Here is a 19184-nt window from a genome sequence, read left to right as displayed (position 1 = left end):
GATTCCGATCTCCTTTGTAGATTTTCCAACCACTCGATTTTTGGGTCAAGTTCATTACGACACGGCAGGACCTGTCCACGCGTGTCTTGCCAGCTCGCTCCAGATTTGCCCGTGAAACCGGACCCTTAACGAGTCGCTTTAGTTCGCGGACACTGGCGTCCCGGCGCGACGCGCGAAAGCGCGATTGCTGATGGGAGTAGAGGCCTGCGCCTCCTGCTTGCGCCACACGGTCTTGCCTCGGTAGCACCAGGCCTCAACCCGCTGTTTTTCGACGGGGTCGGTTCCACCCAGCAATCCAAGCGACGCCAAGTAGATGCGAGCCTTCTCGACGATGGCAGCGGTCTTCGACGGCATGACTCTGACAATCGCCATCATCCCGTTATCTTCATGAAACGCGAGATGGCAGTGATACACGAAGTCGCCGGTAACCGGAGGGCGGAAATCCAGCTTGAGTGTAACCGACGGATACGCATGAACCCCGTCCCAATAGGGAACGGTGATCGAATCCAGGAACTGATTCTGGTCGTAAGCAATGCCGTTGGGGTTAGGAAAATCAGGCGGAAAGTTGTTGAACGACTCGACCAGAAAATGAATCTGATGAATGTGAAATACGTGACTCTCTTCGCTGCGATTTTCGATGGTCCACTCCTCGACCGCGCCTTGGGTCGTGACTATCGCCGGCGGGTCGTTGTAGTAGAAGAGCGTGGGCGTCGCGCCGTCCACGGTCACATAGAAATCAAAAAGATTCGGAGGGTTGGTCGGGAAATCTTCCGAGAAATATATTTTGCGCGTGGCCGAAGACGGAGCCGTTGCCAGGCCGCCGAAGCGCGGCTTCACTCGCGGGCCGATTTCTGTCGGCACGGTAGTCCGCACTCCGCTCGGCGGCGGACAGAACGAAAGATCCTGAATGACCGCAAGAGTCCGTTCCGGGAAATTCGCCCCTTGCGAGCCGTCGTTGACCGGCAGAGTCACCAGGCGCGCATCGGTTCCCGGAGCAGGCGGAGTTATAAGGAACTCCGCACGGTTCCCGGGGCCTAGCAGAATATCAGTGGCCGCGACGGGCTCGGGCGGCAGCGCACTGGTGGCGCCATCCTGCGAGTTCACCGGGACGCCGTCGAACGCGACGACCTGCAACGGCTGTGGCTCGCCGTTATACACAACCTGCAGATCTACAATATCGTCGCCAGAAGCATTTGCCACCCGCCATAGCTGCGGCGCCGCACCCTGCGTCTGGATGACCGCCGGAGTCTCGGGACATCCGATATCAACAAAATTCAGCGACAAATCGTTGCTCGCTCCCGAGCAGACCGGGCTGGGCGTGGGAGCGGGAGTCGGAGCGCCGGAGCAGGTCGGTACCGGCGTGAAGGTCGGCGTGGCGACGGGGGTGGGCGTAGGGGCGGCCGCGGTCGGGGTCGGCGCACTGCTCGGAAAAGGTTGGTCGCGGACCACAAGGATCTGCTCCTGCAAGCCCGCCACTTGGGGAAAGTAATTCTGTATCCCTTCGACCACGATCGCGCCTGACGCTCCGCCCATCAATGCGTTATCCACCAGCCCATGGACGTGCGTGTGATACCAATAGAGTCCGGGTGGCTCGTCCGTGGGAAACTTGACGTCGTAGCGGAAGGTCTGTCCGGAACTCACCATGGTTCGCACCACGTCGTCCTGATGGCATGCGGGCGAGACGTGGAGGCCGTGAAAGTGCATATTGGCCGAAGATTGCGTGACCTCCGACGCCCCGCAGTGAGGTGGATCGAGCAGTAGAGTGTCTGCAGACTTAGGCGTGTTGTTGGTCAGATTTATTATCAGCTGATCGCCCGGCTGGACGTGAAACGTAGGATTTACCAAACCGGCGGGCGTCATGAAACAGAACAGCGGTCCCCATTGCGATGAAATTGTTTGATAGGACAGATCGACCACGAGCTTGCCCTTTGCGCTGAAAAGATCAGGAGGGTTCTGCACGATACTGCCGGGGGCGAATCGTGCGCACGGGAACTGGGCCGGAGGAACAGGTTTGATCTTCGCGGCGACGAAATCATCGTCCGCGTCGTGATTGCCCGCCGACGTGAGACCGTAGCCAGCAGCCAGGAGCGCTACCGCCGCGGCGACTATCGTCACCCGAATAGTTAGCATTCTCATCTAAAGTCATCCCCTCCAACAGCCTCTAGCCTCAATCTCCGGGCGCGGGGTCACGTGCCGCACACCAGCCAGGCGCGGCGTATTCACTGCAGTCTCGGCAGCCGCCGGACGCATGGATTCATCTATTCGGGCTGAAAGACTTGATCCCCCGATTTCCGCCCCTTCGAACCTCCCCACCAGGCTTTTGCCCCTCCACGTCTTGACGACGGGAAGACTCAGCCGATAACGCAACGTCTCAGTGCGTATAGGGCCCTAAGTGGGGAGTCAACTTGGCGGGCTCTCCAGCTGTTACTCGATCACTAAAGCATGATTGTTTTCGACCACTCGGTAACCTTGGGAACCTCAATTCTGGTTCTAACATCCAAAGGTCCACGAATTCGCCGGAGATTCGATGCGAGCAACCTTGGATTTTCTTGTAACCCGCACGCGAGTCTCTTCGTCTTTTGATCGAGACGTGAGTCCGCGGGTTTCGAGATATATGAGAACTACTCGATCTACATTGTTCATCAGCGCGACGGCACTTTTTCTCCTGGCTTGTTTTGTATTGCCAGGTTCGTCGCGAGCACAGGGCGTCGACGGAGTATCGCAGTTGTTAGGTGGGTTAGGACTCGGGGGCAATTCGGGCCAAGCCGCCGCTGCGGCACCTGTCACAGTCCAGCGTAATTCTCCGCCTTATACCGGGATGTTCAGCGGCAAGGAAACGACGGGCTCCGAAACCAAGAGTTTGGATGCCAAGTTTCAGTGCTACCCGGCGCATGACCCCGCTTTCGAACAGACCGACGCATTCGTCTGCTATGCCGCCCAGTGAATGACCTGAGGTCGAGCCGTTAGAAGTATCAACCGGGCTGACAGCTCGACGCAGGCGGGAAGTTCGCGGTTGTAGCGTTCTTTCCAGTTTTGATATCCGAGGCTGCGGCGGCCATGCTGCGGAGCTTCACGATCTCGCGCGGATAGCCTGCGAGTACGTTGCTTAAGATCCGATAGACCTCGACGTTCACCACCAGGTCGGTATGCAGGCCGTCGACTTCATAGTTATCGCCGTTCTCGGTGGCAGCGAATCTCCAATCAACGATCCCATCTTGTCGAGAATAGATCGAAGTGAAGCGGACGCCGGGCGGCAAGCTGGTTCCCAATGTTTCTTTGGAAAAGTCGCACGCACATCGTTCCGTTCCACAATCCTGCGGCGTCTCGATGAATCTCTGAAAAAATGAATGAATCGCGAACAGCGCCGGTCGCACTTCGGGCGCGACAGCCTGCCATCCGCTGCGCAACGGTGAACCAATTGCAATGACATGACAGACCAGCTCCGGGCGCTGCCGAGCGAGAGCGCAGCCGACTAATCCGCCCAGGCTATGGCCGATGATAACAATCGGGCCACCCGCATCCTTCGAGATTTCTTCCACGCGGCCCAGCATGCGCTCGACCTTGCGCTGCGGGCATCCTACGTTCACGTTGATCCCTGAGAGGTGCGTGCGATACCCAATCTGTTGTAGCCATGGCGACATCGTGTTGAACGTCCAGTCGCCGGCGGTAAAGCCCGGAATCAAAAGAATCGCCTGGCCTTGTCCTTTGGGAATACCGTTGCCCTGAAAGACCGGATCCAAAAGAAGTGCTGAACGCTTGCTGCTGTAGTCTCTGTAAGCGTTGTATATGAAGGTGCCGACGGCCAAGCTCTAACTCCTGGTACCCAAAAGAGAGCAAAACCCGCGCCGACCCGAATGCCTGAAAATCTTTCAGCGCTCGAATTTCTTTTACCGGTGGTGTGTAAAATCTATATTGTAAAATCTACAGGCTGAGCGATTCAGACGCTGCTAAAGGTAATCTGATCAGCGGAAGCAAGCGCCCTTCAAGGAATTGCATTACGACGGGCGCATGGTGATAGTCGGCATTGCGAGAAGATTCGCCGTCCAAGTCCACGACCGTGGAAGGGGGTCTGCGATGGTTCGCAACTCGACTCGTTGTCTGGTCGGATTAGCGGGTATTTCTGCGCTCATAGCTGGCTTGGTAGTAACCGCATCTGCCGCCGGCTCGCCTCGCTCTCCGATTGCTTTCACTGAGAGCGGACTCGTAATAGGCACAACGACGAGTGGAGTAAACCAATTTCTCGGCATCCCGTACGCGGCGCCGCCGCTCGGCCCCCTGCGCTGGACACCGCCCAAGCCCTACGGGCTGTTTCATGGATTTGTCCTACAGGCGACTCAATTCGGTGGTGACTGCACGCAACCTACCGCGTCGGGACCGTTTGGCAGCGAGAATTGCCTGTTCCTAAATGTGTTTACGCCCCAGAACGTACTTGCCGATGACCTGCTGGAAGATCACGGCCGCGGCTTGCCCGTGATGGTCTGGATACATGGCGGCGGCCTGGTGAACGGGGGCGCCGAAATCTACGACCCCACACCCATGGTGAAAAAAGGAGTGATCGTCGTCACGATGAACTACCGGCTGGGATATCTAGGATTCTTCGCACAGTCGGCGCTCGATTCAGAGGGTCATCCGGCCGGTAACTATGGGTTGATGGATCAGCAATTCGCATTCAAGTGGGTACGTCAGAACATTGCAGGCTTTGGCGGCGATCCGGATCAAGTGACGATATTCGGTGAGTCCGCAGGCGGGCAGAGCGTATATGCCCACCTTGCTTCTCCAACCGCGTCACGCCTGTTTCGCGGCGCGATTTCGGAGAGCGGATCGACTTATGAATTTCAGAGCTACTTCGATTTCATTGTTTCGCTGACGATTGGCGAAACCATCGGCACCGTGTTCGTGCCGCCAGGCGACAACGTAGCGGCAGGCTTCGGCTGTTCCAATCCCGGTGAGACGTCCAGTGAGACATCGATGTGTTTGCGCGGTCTGTCAGCTTCGGCGTTGGTCGCGGTAGAGCCATTGGGGTTGTTTCCGTTCGTGGATGGAACACTGCTTACTCAGACTCCGGCCCAAGCGTTCGCCGATGGTCAATTCAACCGCGTACCGGTGATCCACGGCACGAACCATGACGAATGGCGCGCCTACGTGGAAGGAGAATACGATTTCGGAGTCGGACCGCTGACTGATGCGGAGTATCCGGCTGCGGTGGTAGCACTGTTCGGTGACTCCGTAGACAACCCGTTCGTACAATTCCTGGTTGATACCGAATACCCGCTGAGCAACTATCCTCCGCCACCAGGTGTCGTTAGCGCACCGCTGGCCTTGGGCGCGCTCGGCACCGACTGGGCTTTCGCTTGTCCTGCACGCAACGCAGATCTTTTGCTGTCGCAGTACGTGCCGACCTACGCCTACGAGTTCAACGACGAGAATGCCCCTCAGGGGCCTCTCCCTCCGGGTTTAACCTTTCCGCTTGGGGCCGACCACGGCGCGGAAATTCAATACCTTTTTAATTTTGAAGCGGTGCTCGGGCCATTCACGCCCGCACAGCAGCAGCTCTCTGATGCGATGATCAACTACTGGACGCAGTTCGCGAAAACCGGGGATCCGAACTCGCCCGATGCGCCGACCTGGTCTCCGTACACTGCCGGCGGCTCGTTCGAATCGCTGCTGCCGCCCACGCCGGTGCCGGAGCCGGATGCGAGTTTCGACACCGATCACAAGTGCTCTTCGTTCTGGGACCTCTGAAGAACGCGTTTGCAAGGCGATTAAGGGGGGAGAAGTTCTACGACGTTTAGTAAACAAATCACATGACGCTAAGGCTCGCATGCGCAATCGTGTGTGCCGCGACCTTGGTCCGCTTCGCCGCTACGCCAGTCTCCGCTGCGAACGTGCAGCCAAGGCCGAGTCGGCCTGAATCAACAGAGCTCCTAAGACTCGCAGCTGCGCGGTTCAGGAATCTAACCAGCTGTGAGCGAGCTTTGCTTATAAACGCGGACGTCAATGCCAAATCTCATCAGGAACTCGCCGCATGCGGCTCCAGTTCAGAGATCGACGACCCGAGTAATGATCCTAAGGATGCCGCCGAATGGGGCCACCAACGCGAAATCCGCGCCGAACTCATTCGCTGGCTCTGCGTAGATCCAAATGCAATCACGCTGATCGATCCCGAAGGAATTGCATTGCTCGGGGCCCGAGTGGTGGGCAGCCTGAATCTCGATTTGGTACATCCACCCTTTGGGTTAAGGCTGGTGCGATGCTCGATTCCGGATTCGATGAGCCTTCAGTACGCTGAGTTAGGGCGTCTAAGCCTTCGTGGCAGCTATACTGGCGAGATCAATGCGGCAGGTAGTCATCTGTTGCATGGAGCCTTCATGAATTTGGGGTTTCATGCGTCGGGCGAGGTGGCCTTCGGTAACTCGCGAATCGACAACGACCTGAATTGCTCCGGAGGCAGCTTCACGCACAACAAGGCAGAAGGCACGGAACCCTGGGCAGCTGAAATGCCAGCGTTGTTCCTGGGGGCCAGCCGGATCCAGGGACCGATCTGGTTGTCAGACGGTTTCCACGCCAATGGTGCAGTAGATGTGAATGGAGTGACCTGCACCGATCTGATTTGTTCCGGCGGCCGCTTCATCAACCCCGGCAATCTTGCGCTGAACGCCTTGCTGGCGAATGTTTCCCACGCCGTAGCCTTAAACGCCTATGGGCGCTCGGGAGGAATGGAGGCTGACGGATTAGTGCAATTCGGTGGCGCGAAGGTTGGTGGAGTCTTTTGGGCGATGGGCGCGAAATTCATGGGCAAGGAAAACGAACCGCATGGCTTTTCGGCACCGGCCATTTCAGTCGGCGAAGGATTCTTCTGGCAGAACGTCGAGCTCCAAAATGGCGCGATTTTCAACCTTAGCGACTCCTCCGTAGGTGGTCTGCTCGACGATGAAAGTAGCTGGCCTCAGCCGGGTCGCCTTGCAATCGACGGTTTCACCTACGGCGATATCTATGCGGGCCCGACTGACGCGCGGAGCCGCTTGCGCTGGATAAGCCTTGAATCCCGCTCGACGCTACCCTGGTTCACCCTTGAGGGCAGCTTTCATCCCCAACCTTATCGCGAACTTGCGAGAGTCCTCCGCAACCGGGGCGATGATGCCGGCGCGCGACAGGTGCTGATCGCAGAGGAACGTGCTCACTATGCGGGTCTTTCGCTTCCCTTACGGATGTGGGGAGCTTTCGTCGGCACGGTCATTGGCTACGGGTATGAGCCGCTGCGCGCAGTCGCGTGGTCGCTCGCAGTGGTGCTTCTCGGATGGGCTGCGGTGTCGATAGGCAAGCGGGCGGGCGTGCTGCGACCGACCTGGCCAGAGAATCGCCCTGCGTCAACCGACGATCCCTACGAGGAACTCCATCCCTTGCTCTACTCGTTGGACGTATTCCTGCCCTTTGTGAATTTACACCAGGAACATTACTGGTGGCCGGATGCCAACGCCTCGGGAGAATGCGTGATGCTTGGTCGTGCGATCCGGGTACGCGGGCGAACTCTGCGCTATTACCTCTGGCTTCAGGTTGTTATCGGATGGTTGCTCAGCGCGATCTTCATAGCTGGCGTTTCTGGCCTCATTTCGCAGTGATTGCAGGTTGACGCCGCCGTATCCCGATTCAGCTTCGGGATTGGATCGATTCCTTTGCGGTAATAGCGTTGAAGCTGTGGATCTCGTCGTGAACCCTCCCGTGCTGCCGATGCTCGCGAAGCGGATTGACGACTTGCCCGCCGGCCAAAACTGGATCTTCGAGCCGAAGTGGGACGGGTTTCGCGCGATGATCTTCCGCGACGGTGACGAAATCCTCATTCAGAGCCGCGATACGAAATCGCTGAATCGATACTTCCCCGAGCTGATCGATCCGCTACGCGCGCAGCTACCCGCTCGATGCGTTCTCGACGGCGAAATCGTGGTCGCAAAGAACGACGGGCTCGACTTCGAGGAATTGCAGCTTCGGATTCATCCGGCGGCCTCGCGAGTGAAACTGCTTTCGCAGCAGAGTCCCGCATCGATCGTGTTCTTCGACCTGCTGTGCGAAGGGAATCGCGATTGGCGGATCGAACCGTTCGAGCGGCGGCGCGAAAAGCTCGAGTCGATGCTGGCGGGCGCGACTCCGCCTATCCATCTGACTCCGGCAACGCATGAACCGAGTGTCGCGTCGGATTGGTTCAGGCGCTTTGAAGGCGCGGGCCTCGACGGTGTTATGGCCAAGCCGATTTCCGGCACCTATCAACCTGACAAGCGCGTGATGTTCAAGGTCAAGCATGAGCGCGACTGCGATTGCGTCGTGGCCGGCTTTCGATGGCACAAAAGCGGTGACGGCACTGCGGTCGGCTCGCTTCTGCTGGGCCTGTTTGACGATTCGGGCGCGCTGCAACACGTCGGTGTATGCGCGAGCTTCACGCAAGCCAGGCGCCAGGAGCTGGTGAAATTTCTGGCTCCTTATCGGCGCGACGCACTCGCCGATCATCCGTGGAAGTCGTGGGCGGAGGCAGGTTCAAATGACGCGACGCATCGGATGCCGGGCGGCCAGAGCCGTTGGAGCCAGGGCAAGGATCTATCGTGGGAGCCTCTGCGACCCGAGCTGGTAGTCGAAGTCGCGTACGAGCATATGCAAGGCACCCGCTTCCGTCACATGGCGCAGTTCCGGAGGTGGCGTACCGATAAGAAGCCGCGCGATTGCACTTATGCGCAGCTTGAAGTCGTTCCGCCGCACGAGCTGAAAGCCATTTTTGCCGGGGACGTCTAACCTCGCGCGCTCAAGTGCCTTTCTTCGACGCGTGCATCTTACGCCATTCGCGAGTTGGATCGTCATCAGGATCGGGAGTTTCATTTAGCGGACGCAGCTCTTCGGGGACGTGGCGCAGGTTGATTCGGATCCGCGTCCAGCTGGACGATCTGCCACGCATCGAATCGACCAGAACGTCATCGGCGGCGAGCAGCTTCGCCGCTTCGGCGTGATCGCGTTTCCATCTTTCGAGACCCGAAAGCGCGGCCTCCTTGCTTGGCGAGTTCGCGACGACAATCAGAGGCATCTTCGTGCGCGGCGCCCTTGCGACGGACTTGGCGCGCGAAGGTGCGACGCGGCGCGGTTCGCTTTCGGTCTTGCGAAAGTGCGGAGGCCAGGGAGCGTCGCCGAGGCCCGCGGCTTCGTCCTGTGCCGCAAGCTCGAGCAACTTGTCGAGCGAACCGGCCGCTCCGTCGATGCCTTCATGCGGATCGCCGAGCTCGGCGAAACGTTTCGGAACTGTGAGCACAGTAAAATCGGAGGGCTCGCAGTCGGGAACCTCGTTCCAGTGAAGCGGTGCAGAGACGCGGGCGTCGGGGACCGGCCGCACGGAATACGCGGAGCAGGTGGTGCGGTCCTTCGCGTTCTGGTTGTAGTCGAGGAACACGCCATGCCGCTCCTCCTTCCACCACTTCGACGTGGCAATAGTGGGCGCACGCCGTTCTACCGCTCGCGACAGAGCGAGCGCCGCGCGCCGCACTTCGTCGAAAGTCCAGCGCGGATGAATCCGCACGTTGATGTGCATTCCACGCGACCCGCTGGTCTTGGGCCAGCCGCGAAGGCCCATCTCGTCGAGCAGCGATTTCACCTCGAGCGCGACCGCGCGCACGTCCGCCCAACTGACGCCGGGACCGGGATCGAGATCGACCCGCAACTCGTCCGGATGATCGAGATCGCCGGATCGCACCGGATGAGGATGCAGCTCGACGCATCCCAGATTGACGATCCATGCAAGCCCGGCGGCGTCATCGACCACGATTTCTTCCGCAGTGCGTCCCGACGGGAACGCGAGCGTGATCGTTCGCAGCCACGAGGGGCGCTGCGATGGTGCGCGCTTCTGATAGAACGCCTCGCCTTCGGCGCCGTTGACGTATCGCTTGAGGACGATAGGACGGTCGCGGATTCCGGCGAGCGCGCCCGGCGCGATCGACAGGTAGTAGCGGACCAGGTCAAGTTTCGAGAGCTTGATCTCCTTCGAGAAGTACAGCTTGCCCGGGTTGCTGACACGAACCTCGCGTCCGTCGATCGAGAGCAACTCGGTAGCGTCTTCTTTCGGCACAAGCTAAGTCTACAAAGCATTGGCGCGGTGTGACAGGTTTTGTCTGATGAAGATTGCGACCTACAACGTCAACGGCATCGGTGCTCGTCTGCCGGCGCTCGTCCGCTGGCTCGCCGAATTCAAGCCGGATGTGGTGTGCCTGCAGGAGTTGAAGGCGCCGCAGGAGAAGTTTCCGGAGGCCGCGATTCGCGACGCCGGCTACGGCGTGATCTGGCACGGCCAGAAGAGCTGGAATGGTGTCGCGATCCTCGCGCGCGGCGCCGATCCCGTCGAGAGTCGTCGCGCTCTGCCCGGCGATCCCGAGGACTTACACAGCCGCTATATCGAGGCGCTCATCAATGGCGTCCGCGTCGGATGTCTGTATCTACCCAACGGCAATCCCGCGCCCGGCCCGAAGTTCGACTACAAGCTGCGCTGGTTGGATCGCCTGACGAAACACGCACAAGAACTGCTCGCGACGGCGGAACCTGTAGTTCTCGCCGGTGACTACAACGTTATCCCGACCGAGATTGACGTCTACAAGCCCGAACACTGGGTTAAGGATGCCCTCTTTCTGCCGGAGGTACGAAGCGCGTTCGCCAACCTGGTCGCGATGGGCTGGACCGACGCATTGCGCAAGCTACATCCGGATGAGCGCATCTACACGTTTTGGGACTATTTCCGAAACAACTATGCGCGCGATGCGGGCCTGCGCATCGATCATCTGCTACTGAGTCCGCCTGCCGCGCCGCGATTGGCTAGCGCAGGCGTCGATCGCGAAGTTCGCGGTTGGGAAAAAGCGAGCGACCACGCGCCTACATGGATAGTTATCGCGGACGATGGTCATTAGGCGCCGACCGTGGTCCCGCGATAGTAGTGCTGCAGGATCTCTGTGTAGGTCTTGCCTTCATTGGCCATGACCGCGGCGCCGATCTGGCATAGGCCGACGCCGTGTCCCCAGCCTGCTCCTCTTAGGACAAAGCGATCAGGTTCCGTGTCTACCACGAATGCAGAGCTATAGAGATGTGTACGCGATAAGGCGCGGCGAATCTCCAGTTCTTTGCCGATGATGATGTAGTCGCGTTCTCCAGTGACCTTAAGCCGGTATATTCGACCTGAGGGGCCGCGTGCGAGTGCTTGAAGGTCGCGAATTGGACCTAGAGCGACCCCTAGCCTCTTGTTTATCAGGTCGGCGAGTTCTTCCGGCGTGTACGCGACCTGCCATCGATAGAAGTCCTGGGTCTCCTGATCGAACCCGGGAAGGACGCGAGATAGAAGTTCGGAATCATTAGTATGGCAGTAAGCCGGCGGTGAGGAACGTATCCATGCTTCGGGAGTGTAGGAGTGGGACTGGGCCGCACTGTCGGAGATTGATTCGAGATAGGGAATGTCTGCATCTTCCCAGGCGGTGGCATAGCGTTCTGTAATCCCGCCGCAGCACTTGGAAAATCGTGCATCGCAGATCATGCCGTTGTAACGGAGAAACTCACCGGCTGTCGCGCGAACGGCTTCGGCTGCCGCCGGCGAGAATGCTTTCGTGATGCCCTGATAGCGCTGGCAGTGGTCGTCGGCACAGACGTCGAAATCCGGATGTGCTTCGCGTCCGTACCATCGAAGGATCTCGTGAGGATCGTGCGCTTGACGCTGTCCGCTGGCGGCGCGGGCGGGATTTGCTTTCGGAAACCAGAGCCAACTGCGCGAAATCACGGCGTGAGCTTTCAGCAGTTCGAGCGGACAGCTCGCGCTCATCTCGGATGAAATCACGCTGGTGACGTACTCCTCGAGCGGAACATCGTTGATAACCGTCAGCCCTGATTCTCGTTTGATAAGGCGAAAAGTGCCGCGGAATACCTGGCGCTCCTTGCGTTCCCAGTGAAAGCCGATTCCGATGGTGACGTCCTCCAGCGCGAACGCGCACGATGCCAGGTCCGACGGAGTTAGTGTGACTTCAGAAGTGAATCGGTGGCGGCCCGGACCGTAGGACTTGCCGGAAGTATCGGCATAGGTACCCGTCAATTCGACTTCGACGCCGGCTTGTCCTTCGATAAGACCGACAGATACGTTCACCGCTCACTCTCCAGCTTAGCGGCGACTTCCCTAAATCGATCGTCGGATAAGGTGACCTCTCGAAAAATTGCAGCGATGGCGTCGCCCGTGATTCTTTCGAAATGCTCCGCCTTCGGAACGACAAATATTCCACATAGATCGATCGATGCCGGACTGACAGTTAGTTCGCCGGTATGAAAGACCTGTGGCCGATGTTTTCCTCGAGGGAACAAATATGTCACCCACTCGCCTCGCGCATGAAAGACCGCGATGTTGACCATTGGCTCTGGACGTTTGCTCGTTGTCTCCGCGAGCAGATCGATGGCGCGATCCATTCGATCGATCAAAGCAGATCGATCTCTGTCACGAAACAAGAACACATTTCTTGCGTAGTTCGGAACGGTAAGGCGGGTCATTCCTGCGGTATCCTTCTCGATCGGAAACAATGATCGCGAGCCAGCTTGAAAGTGCATGTGGTCTGGCGCGGACGCGCCGCATTCCGGACCGTTGTACACGATGAAATATCCTTCCAGGCCTGCAGCCAGGTCGAGCATATTTCCGAACTGGTTCGCGATGCGCTGCGATCCATGTTCTCTATGAGCGATCGTGAGGTGACGATCAACGATTGGAAACGGATTGCAGTAGATGGTGAAGTTGTCATCGAACTGCAGACCCTCTTCCTCTGGAGGCAGATTACCCGCACATAGGAAGCAGGGGCGTTTCGCAACCGACTCGCGGTCGACCGGCGCCGTTGTGCTAGCCATCCTATGAGGGATGTGGCGGATGAAGATGTCGAACCAATCGATGCGTACCGAACGCGTCTTCGCCTGAGCGAGGCCTTCAAGGCCTTTCGCGAGCTGCGGCCATGCATGTATCTGGCGCTGGAACAGTTCTTCTACGTTGTAGGTCATAGGCGCATTCGAGCCTGGATCTCGATAGTACGCAGCCAGTCCTTGTATAGGTCGTATCGATTCGCGACCTCGAGAGGCAGCGCGCTGTCGCTATTGCCTTCCCAACGGCGGCACAGATAAACAGACTCGTAGATGCGGCCGATCTCATAGTCACGGCTGATGCGCAAAGCCACGGCATAGTCCTCGCCATAACTCACATTCGGGAATCCTACGCGGCGCAGAACCCAAGTGTTGAATGCGCGCGGCGCGCCGAGACCATTGATGCGGAGTGCGTTGTTCATTCCGTTGTCGCGCGTCCACTCGCGATGGTCGATAAGACCGGGCGGAATCTCCTTTAACGAAAAATCGACCATCGTATAGGAACCTATGACCATCGCATAAGGCCCGGCTTCAAGTTCTGCGACAATCCGGCGAAGGACGCCGTCATTGAGGTATAGGTCATCGGAATCAAGTTGGATGGCATATTGTCCGCAGTCGCTGGAATAAATCGCCTCGTTCCAGCATCCGCCGATTCCGAGGTCGCGGCTTTTGGGAACGAGGTGCTTAACTCGCGGATCGCTGATGCCGCGCAGGATTTCCGTGGTGCGATCGGTCGAATGGTTATCGACGACGATCACGTTGAATTCGAAATCGGCGCTCTGGACGAGGGCGCTTTGAACGGCGTCGAGAATGGTTCGCTCGCGATTGCGCACCGGGATGACGACGCTGGCTTTTACCGGAATTTTTTCAGCGACTGGAACCTCGGCGAATTGAGGCGGCAGGCACGCCCCGATTCGTTTGAGATGTGCGGTCGCGATGCGCTCCATCTCGATTTGGTAATCGCGATTGCGCGGATCCACATAATCGAATTGCTTTTGACCTGTCGGCCGCGCATCAGGCGTCGACGCGCTGTACAGCGGTTCGGGGATTCGCACGACGGCGTGCTTTTCCGAAATTCTCAACCGTAGATCGTATAAGGCTCCCCACTTCAAGGTGCTGTCGATTCCGGACTGACGCGCAGCCGCAAGCGACACGGCAACGACCGGGCCAAAGTCGAAGCCGTCGCGGATGCTCCCGCGTTGATAGTCGATACGAGGATGGCCGACAGCGTCAGCATAGACCCAGCCGGCGGCGGTCTCGCGAATGACATTCGCCATTCGATCGAACATGCGCAGTCCGGGCTCGACGTTCACCCGCGGATCGCCGAGAAAGAGAACGTCGGAATCGGCCGCGTCGAGGACTCGCTGAATGCTCGCGGACGAGTATTCCTGTGGGTAGACGACGTTCACGAAAGGCTAACTATACACCATCTGTTGTGGTTTTGAGACCGGGCCACCACCAAGGGTAGCTTCGTTCCGTCAAAAACTATTTTTGCACGAAGCAGGAGTCCTCCGATTGCGAGCGGGCCGCGCGGGTATCGGGGGCAGTTTTCCATACCTAGAAGGTAGCACGCCGAATGCGCGAGTATCAGACTGAAAAGTTCATTAATCCGAAAGGCCGTCCTCGCGGATCTGATCGAGTTTTTTCTCATTCAAGCAGCCGGCTTTGTCTTCAAGTATATGCGCCGCGCCACCTATTGCGGCCGTGCGACGATGACGCCGGCCATCCGGTTTGCTTTGAGGAAGTCGCTCAATTCCTGTTCCACGACAGAGGCCTGGCTGCGCGAGGCGTGACGCATAGAAACTTTTTTGCCGTCGCCGCGCACGATGATTCCAGCATGAAACGTATCGAGATGCTTTCGTGTCGACACAAAAAAAATCAGGTCGCCGGTTTGCAAATGTCGTTGGAGCAGCGGCACTGCCGCCTTCGGTACACATTTGATGCGAGTACGCTGCGGATCGAGTCCTTGTACGACATTCAGCACGCGCTCCCTGCTGACGCTCGGAACCGCCGGCATTGGAACCGGCTCGAGTATCCCGTTGCGTATGTTGTTGCGGATCCAGAGTGACATGTAGTGATTGCGCCGGTCCCATTGAATGCGGCCATGCTCATAACGAATCTTTCGCAGCCAGTCGGTGAAGTCATCGATGTTGGAAGCGCGTGCGAGCGCTACAACTGTTTCGATGTAGGTGACACAGTCGAATCCGTCGAGCGAGGCCGTGAACACTTCGGCTGTGTCGGCGGATCCAATCAGGGGATCTGGTTGGTAGGGGCGTCCGAGGAATTGGCGGGAGACGAATTCGATTCGACTGGCGGCGGAACGATCGCGCTTTGTTTTCGACAGAAGCTGTTCCACGCGTCGCCGGCTTAGACCTCGTGGTTGCATCGGAACCTAACCCCTAGCCCCTTCCCTCGAGGGAAGGGGAACAATCGTACAAGGGCAGCTTTGTTGATTCGGAATCAATACCTACTCGGGACCGGGAGGCTCTAGCAGTAGCGCGAATCCATCGGCGTCATGAAAGTCCGGTTTGTCGGCGCGATGGCGAAGCGCCCAGTATGAGAGCGCGTCGCTTGCCTCGATGACCGCCGAGAGCCCAATGCGGAGAACAGCACGCGGGTGGACGGCAGACAGGCGATCCAGCCGAATGAGAGCGTCGAGCTCGAGCCGACTTTGTGTAGAGCGGACGCGAATGTCCGGACGCATCGCTTCATCCGCGAGAGGACTGCCGTTGCGATAGCCGGACAAGGCGTAGACGCACCACTCGCCCGACGGCGCGAAGTTGAATTCGTGATAGGCCTGCTGCCCGTCCAGCGCGATGAAGGCCTCGAAGCAGGTATGGCGCCATAGATCAGAGCCGATCCGCGGCGCCACCGGCGAAGGAATACTGATTCGAGGAATGTCGCCGTCGAGGCGGAAGGTCATCTGGAGTTCAGCGCCGGCCGAGCGGCGTACGAGCACCTGAATTGCGCGCACCGTCTCCGTGTGTGTCGACGGATGGCAACTGAGATCAATCCAGGGTTCGACGGTCATAAGGGGCGCTCGGTGGAATCTGCGCCATTCACCCGCTAACGTCAAATCTCATGAGTATTACGATCGACACTTATCGCTACGAAGAGATCTACCCTTCATTCAAGGCGGCCACTGACGAAAAGGAAAAGACCGCGCGCATCAACGCGGCGTTTCTGAATCGGCTCGCCGACGGTGGCGTCGCGCTGAAGGGGAACGATCCTATTTCGATTGCCGATATCGGCAGCGGGCCGTGCGACACGCTGGTGAAATATCTGACGGGCGTGAAGTTCGATCCGGGCTTCAAGGTTCGTGCGACCGACTACAGCATCGAGTATACCGACGAGCGCAACGGCGAGGCGCTTGCGACTCTGGCGGCGGCGAAATCAGCGGGCACGCTCAAGCTGGTCGATTTTTCAGCGCGCGCCGGCGATTCGTTTGCGGGACATCTGATCGACCTGCTGGGGACGCACCAGGCGCCGGCGCGGCCGCATGAGTTTCGAGTCGTCTTCGCGTCGCATGTACTCTATCACTGCGAAACTCCGGGGAGTACCGAGCGGCTGGTCGAGGACGTCACGCGCAACGTGCTGGCCGACGACGGCATCTGCATCCTGTATCATCTCGCCAAAGTGCCGCACAGTTTTCAGGACTTTCGGGCGCGTTACGGCAGCAACTCCGCGGCGGCGGCGCATAGCAATACGCCGGCGGTCGCGATTGACGATCCTCCGGCCAAGGTCGCCGAAGTCTGCGCCGCGCGCGACATTCCATGCTTGCGCAAGGACTTCACCGCCGATCTCAGGTTCGCAATACCTGACGAGAAGACCTGGCGCTACTTTCGCGATCCTAAAAAGTATGAAGAGCTCTGCAAGCTCCATCCCGCAGCGGCGGAAGATCTGAAACGTCTCATGTTCGTGACGCAGCGTGCGCCGAATGAGTTCGCCGCAGATCGTTCGTCAACGGGACTCTCCGCTTATCTCGATGAAGTCGGCGGCGTCGTGAAACACAACGGCGGGATTCTGAAGCTGGCCGAGTCGATGCAGGTGATCTATCGGCCGGGGGCATCGGCAGACTTCGGCAAGCGCATCGAGTCAGCGCTGTCCTCTGTAAGTGTGGCCTAGTTTCCATTTTGCGTCGCTTTTTGAGTTAACGGTATATAGAAATCGATGTTTGACGCAGTCGAATCACTGATACTCGATCTCCTCGAGTGGGTGGCGAGCGGCGAGAAGAGCTACGACGAAGTGATGGATACGTGGCGCACGTCGTGTCCGAGGTTCCCGGTCTGGGAGGACGCGAACGATCGCGGGCTGGTCGCGAAGCAGCACGTAAACGGCCGCATCGTCGTCAGGGTCACTCCCTCGGGGCTTGCGCTGCTCGAGCAGCGCTACCCGCACTCTCGCGCCATGTGACTACATCGACTATAATGTGATCGCATGACAGTATCTGTACGCGAGTTCAAGGCGCGCCTGTCGCTGTATCTGCAGAAGGCGAGCAACGGCGAAGATGTGGTGATCGCCTCTCGCGGCCGGCCGGTTGCGCGGTTGTTGGCGTTGGCTCCAGCAGCCAATGTGAAGCCTGACGCCTCGGAGCTCGCGCGGCGTCTCCGGCGGATTCCGGGAATGCTCCCGTCCAAAGGTGGAAAACCGCGCGGATCGTCGCGTCCAATGGTAATCGGCCCGGGCGAGAAAACGTTGGCTGAAATCGTGCTCGAAGACCGAAGGTGATCGTCTACCTGGATACCTCCGCCCTGGTGAAGCTCTACGTGCAAGAAGTTGGCAGTAGGGAAATGAAGCGGTTGGTGGCTCAAGCCGATCTTGTTGCAACCAGCCTCATCGCCTATGTCGAGGTAAGGTCAGCGTTCGCGAGAAAACATCGGTCGGCTGACATCGACGACGCTGCTCTGAAACGCCACAAGCATGAATTCGAACAAGGTTGGAACCGGCTGGATCGCCTGCCAGTCGACGTGACGACGATTCGCCGCGCAGGGGATCTAGCGGAAGAATATCGCTTGAAGGCCTACGACGCTTTACACCTGGCGACGGTCGATCTGATGCAGGTGACGCTTCGATCTTCGGTCAGCTTCGCCTGCTTCGACGACGCGCTGAATCGCGCAGCCGCGAAGATGGGTTTTGCTCTGATTGCCGAAGCATGAATCGCCGAATCAGGCTGGGCCGAGATGCCAGATTTCGCGGGAGTACTCCGTAACGGCGCGGTCGCTCGAGAATGAACCTATCCGCGCGAGATTGAGTATAGCTTTTCGGGTCCAGACGTCAGGATGTTGATACTCAGTCGAGACCGCGGACTGGATATCGATATACGCACCGAAGTCTGCCATCAGGAAGTAGTCATCGCGATTGACTAATACGTCGCGAACCCATCTGAACAGGCCCGGCTCGCCGGGACAGAAGCGATCGGATGCGAGCTCGTCGAGCACCCGCTTGAGTCGCGCGTCGGTCTCGTAGTACTCGCGCGGGCGGTAGGTGCCTTTCAAGGTCATCTCCTCGATTTGATCGGCGGTCAGGCCGAAGATGAAAATATTTTCGGCGCCGACGGCTTCCCGAATCTCGATATTGGCGCCGTCGAGAGTGCCCACGGTCAGCGCACCGTTCATCGCGAATTTCATATTGCCGGTGCCGGAAGCTTCTCGGCCGGCGGTGGAAATCTGTTCGGAGACGTCCGCGGCGGGAATAATTTTTTCCGCGAGCGAGACCCGGTAGTCTGGCAGGAACGCGACTTTGATCAACTCTCGGGTCTTCGGATCGTTATTGATCATGTCGCCGAGGCTGTTGATCAACTTGATGATCATCTTCGCCGCCCAGTAGCCGGGCGCCGCTTTGCCCGCGAGCAGGTAAGTGCGCGGCGCGGGCGGCTCGACGCCGTCATCGACCAGTCGCAGGTACTGATGCACGATTCCCAAAGCCATCAGGAGCTGGCGTTTGTATTCGTGAATGCGCTTGGCCTGTATGTCGAACATCGCGGCGGGATCGACGTCGACGGCAGCGAGTCGGTTCACGATTCTCGCCAATCGCTCCTTGTTGGCGCGCTTGATCGCCCTGAACCGGCGTTGAAACTCGACGTCGTTGGCAAATTTCTCGACCTCGCTCAACTGCTCGAGGTCCGTATTCCACCCTGGGCCGATAGTTGCATCGAGCAGATTTGCCAGACCAGGATTGGCCGTCAACAGCCATCGCCGTTGCGTGACGCCGTTGGTCTTGTTGCTGAATTTTTCAGGCCACAGCTGATAGAAATCGGGCACCAGGCGCGTCTTGACGAGTTCGGTGTGTAGCTT

At 58.6% G+C, this 19184-nt stretch carries 17 protein-coding genes; 8 read left to right on the top strand and 9 right to left on the bottom strand.

The features are described from left to right. Positions 1 to 138: 138 nt before the first annotated feature. Positions 139 to 2136, bottom strand: a complete 1998-nt coding sequence (locus tag WB650_RS14035) for a multicopper oxidase family protein (RefSeq protein ID WP_423960887.1) — start codon at positions 2134 to 2136, stop codon at positions 139 to 141. Between the two features lie 836 nt (positions 2137 to 2972). Further along, entirely contained in the window at positions 2973 to 3806 is an 834-nt protein-coding gene (locus WB650_RS14030) for an esterase/lipase family protein (RefSeq protein WP_422307492.1), read from the bottom strand. A 268-nt stretch (positions 3807 to 4074) separates the two neighbouring features. Between WB650_RS14030 and WB650_RS14025 the strand changes: the two genes are divergently transcribed. From WB650_RS14025 to WB650_RS14015, 3 genes are all read left to right on the top strand, one after another. Then, positions 4075 to 5742, top strand: coding sequence for a carboxylesterase/lipase family protein (locus tag WB650_RS14025; protein WP_423960885.1), 1668 nt, complete (start codon positions 4075 to 4077; stop codon positions 5740 to 5742). Between the two features lie 233 nt (positions 5743 to 5975). Next, positions 5976 to 7619 (top strand): hypothetical protein, encoded by a 1644-nt coding sequence (locus WB650_RS14020; RefSeq protein WP_422307496.1) that lies wholly within the window; start codon positions 5976 to 5978, stop codon positions 7617 to 7619. Positions 7620 to 7695: 76 nt separating this feature from the next. Continuing rightward, positions 7696 to 8778 (top strand): ATP-dependent DNA ligase, encoded by a 1083-nt coding sequence (locus tag WB650_RS14015; RefSeq protein WP_422307498.1) that lies wholly within the window; start codon positions 7696 to 7698, stop codon positions 8776 to 8778. A gap of 10 nt (positions 8779 to 8788) precedes the next feature. On the opposite strand, the gene WB650_RS14010 is transcribed toward WB650_RS14015, so the two are convergent. Continuing rightward, positions 8789 to 10096, bottom strand: a complete 1308-nt coding sequence (locus tag WB650_RS14010; protein WP_422307500.1) for a DNA polymerase domain-containing protein — start codon at positions 10094 to 10096, stop codon at positions 8789 to 8791. 46 nt (positions 10097 to 10142) lie between these two features. Between WB650_RS14010 and xth the strand changes: the two genes are divergently transcribed. After that, a complete protein-coding gene (xth, locus tag WB650_RS14005; RefSeq protein ID WP_422307502.1) occupies positions 10143 to 10925 on the top strand; it encodes an exodeoxyribonuclease III in 783 nt (260 codons plus the stop codon). On the opposite strand, the gene WB650_RS14000 is transcribed toward xth, so the two are convergent. The 5 genes from WB650_RS14000 to WB650_RS13980 all read right to left on the bottom strand — a co-directional run bounded on the left by WB650_RS14000 (position 10922) and on the right by WB650_RS13980 (position 15922). After that, positions 10922 to 12142 carry a SpoIID/LytB domain-containing protein gene (locus tag WB650_RS14000; protein ID WP_423960883.1) on the bottom strand — a complete coding sequence of 407 codons (1221 nt, stop codon included), beginning with the start codon at positions 12140 to 12142 and terminating at the stop codon, positions 10922 to 10924. The two genes, xth and WB650_RS14000, sit on opposite strands and share 4 nt — an antisense overlap. After that, positions 12139 to 13032, bottom strand: coding sequence for a DUF4922 domain-containing protein (locus WB650_RS13995; protein ID WP_423960882.1), 894 nt, complete (start codon positions 13030 to 13032; stop codon positions 12139 to 12141). Before WB650_RS13995 ends, WB650_RS14000 begins: the two co-directional genes overlap by 4 nt. Further along, positions 13029 to 14300 (bottom strand): glycosyltransferase family 2 protein, encoded by a 1272-nt coding sequence (locus WB650_RS13990; RefSeq protein ID WP_422307506.1) that lies wholly within the window; start codon positions 14298 to 14300, stop codon positions 13029 to 13031. Before WB650_RS13990 ends, WB650_RS13995 begins: the two co-directional genes overlap by 4 nt. Before the next feature lie 284 nt (positions 14301 to 14584). Continuing rightward, positions 14585 to 15277 carry an N-acetylmuramoyl-L-alanine amidase-like domain-containing protein gene (locus tag WB650_RS13985; protein ID WP_422307508.1) on the bottom strand — a complete coding sequence of 231 codons (693 nt, stop codon included), beginning with the start codon at positions 15275 to 15277 and terminating at the stop codon, positions 14585 to 14587. Positions 15278 to 15358: 81 nt separating this feature from the next. Further along, positions 15359 to 15922 carry a DOMON-like domain-containing protein gene (locus tag WB650_RS13980; protein WP_422302074.1) on the bottom strand — a complete coding sequence of 188 codons (564 nt, stop codon included), beginning with the start codon at positions 15920 to 15922 and terminating at the stop codon, positions 15359 to 15361. A gap of 50 nt (positions 15923 to 15972) precedes the next feature. Between WB650_RS13980 and WB650_RS13975 the strand changes: the two genes are divergently transcribed. From WB650_RS13975 to WB650_RS13960, 4 genes are read left to right on the top strand one after another with little or no spacing between them, the layout of a single operon-like run. Continuing rightward, positions 15973 to 17016 carry a hypothetical protein gene (locus tag WB650_RS13975; protein WP_422302073.1) on the top strand — a complete coding sequence of 348 codons (1044 nt, stop codon included), beginning with the start codon at positions 15973 to 15975 and terminating at the stop codon, positions 17014 to 17016. A 45-nt stretch (positions 17017 to 17061) separates the two neighbouring features. Continuing rightward, positions 17062 to 17304: a hypothetical protein gene (locus tag WB650_RS13970; protein WP_422302071.1), complete on the top strand. Its 243-nt coding sequence runs from the start codon at positions 17062 to 17064 to the stop codon at positions 17302 to 17304. Between the two features lie 24 nt (positions 17305 to 17328). Beyond that, complete coding sequence (locus WB650_RS13965) at positions 17329 to 17619, top strand: type II toxin-antitoxin system Phd/YefM family antitoxin (RefSeq protein ID WP_422302069.1); 291 nt, start codon at positions 17329 to 17331, stop codon at positions 17617 to 17619. Next, entirely contained in the window at positions 17616 to 18047 is a 432-nt protein-coding gene (locus tag WB650_RS13960) for a type II toxin-antitoxin system VapC family toxin (RefSeq protein WP_422302067.1), read from the top strand. Before WB650_RS13965 ends, WB650_RS13960 begins: the two co-directional genes overlap by 4 nt. Positions 18048 to 18056: 9 nt before the next feature. Here the strand turns inward: WB650_RS13960 and WB650_RS13955 are convergent. After that, the coding region (locus WB650_RS13955; RefSeq protein WP_423960880.1) for a glycogen/starch/alpha-glucan phosphorylase at positions 18057 to 19184 on the bottom strand (1128 nt) is incomplete at its 5' end.

The organism is Binatus sp. (SeqCode) (assembly GCF_049584895.1).
GTDB lineage: Bacteria > Desulfobacterota > Binatia > Binatales > Binataceae > Binatus.
This window is presented reverse-complemented; position numbering and strand designations above follow the sequence as displayed.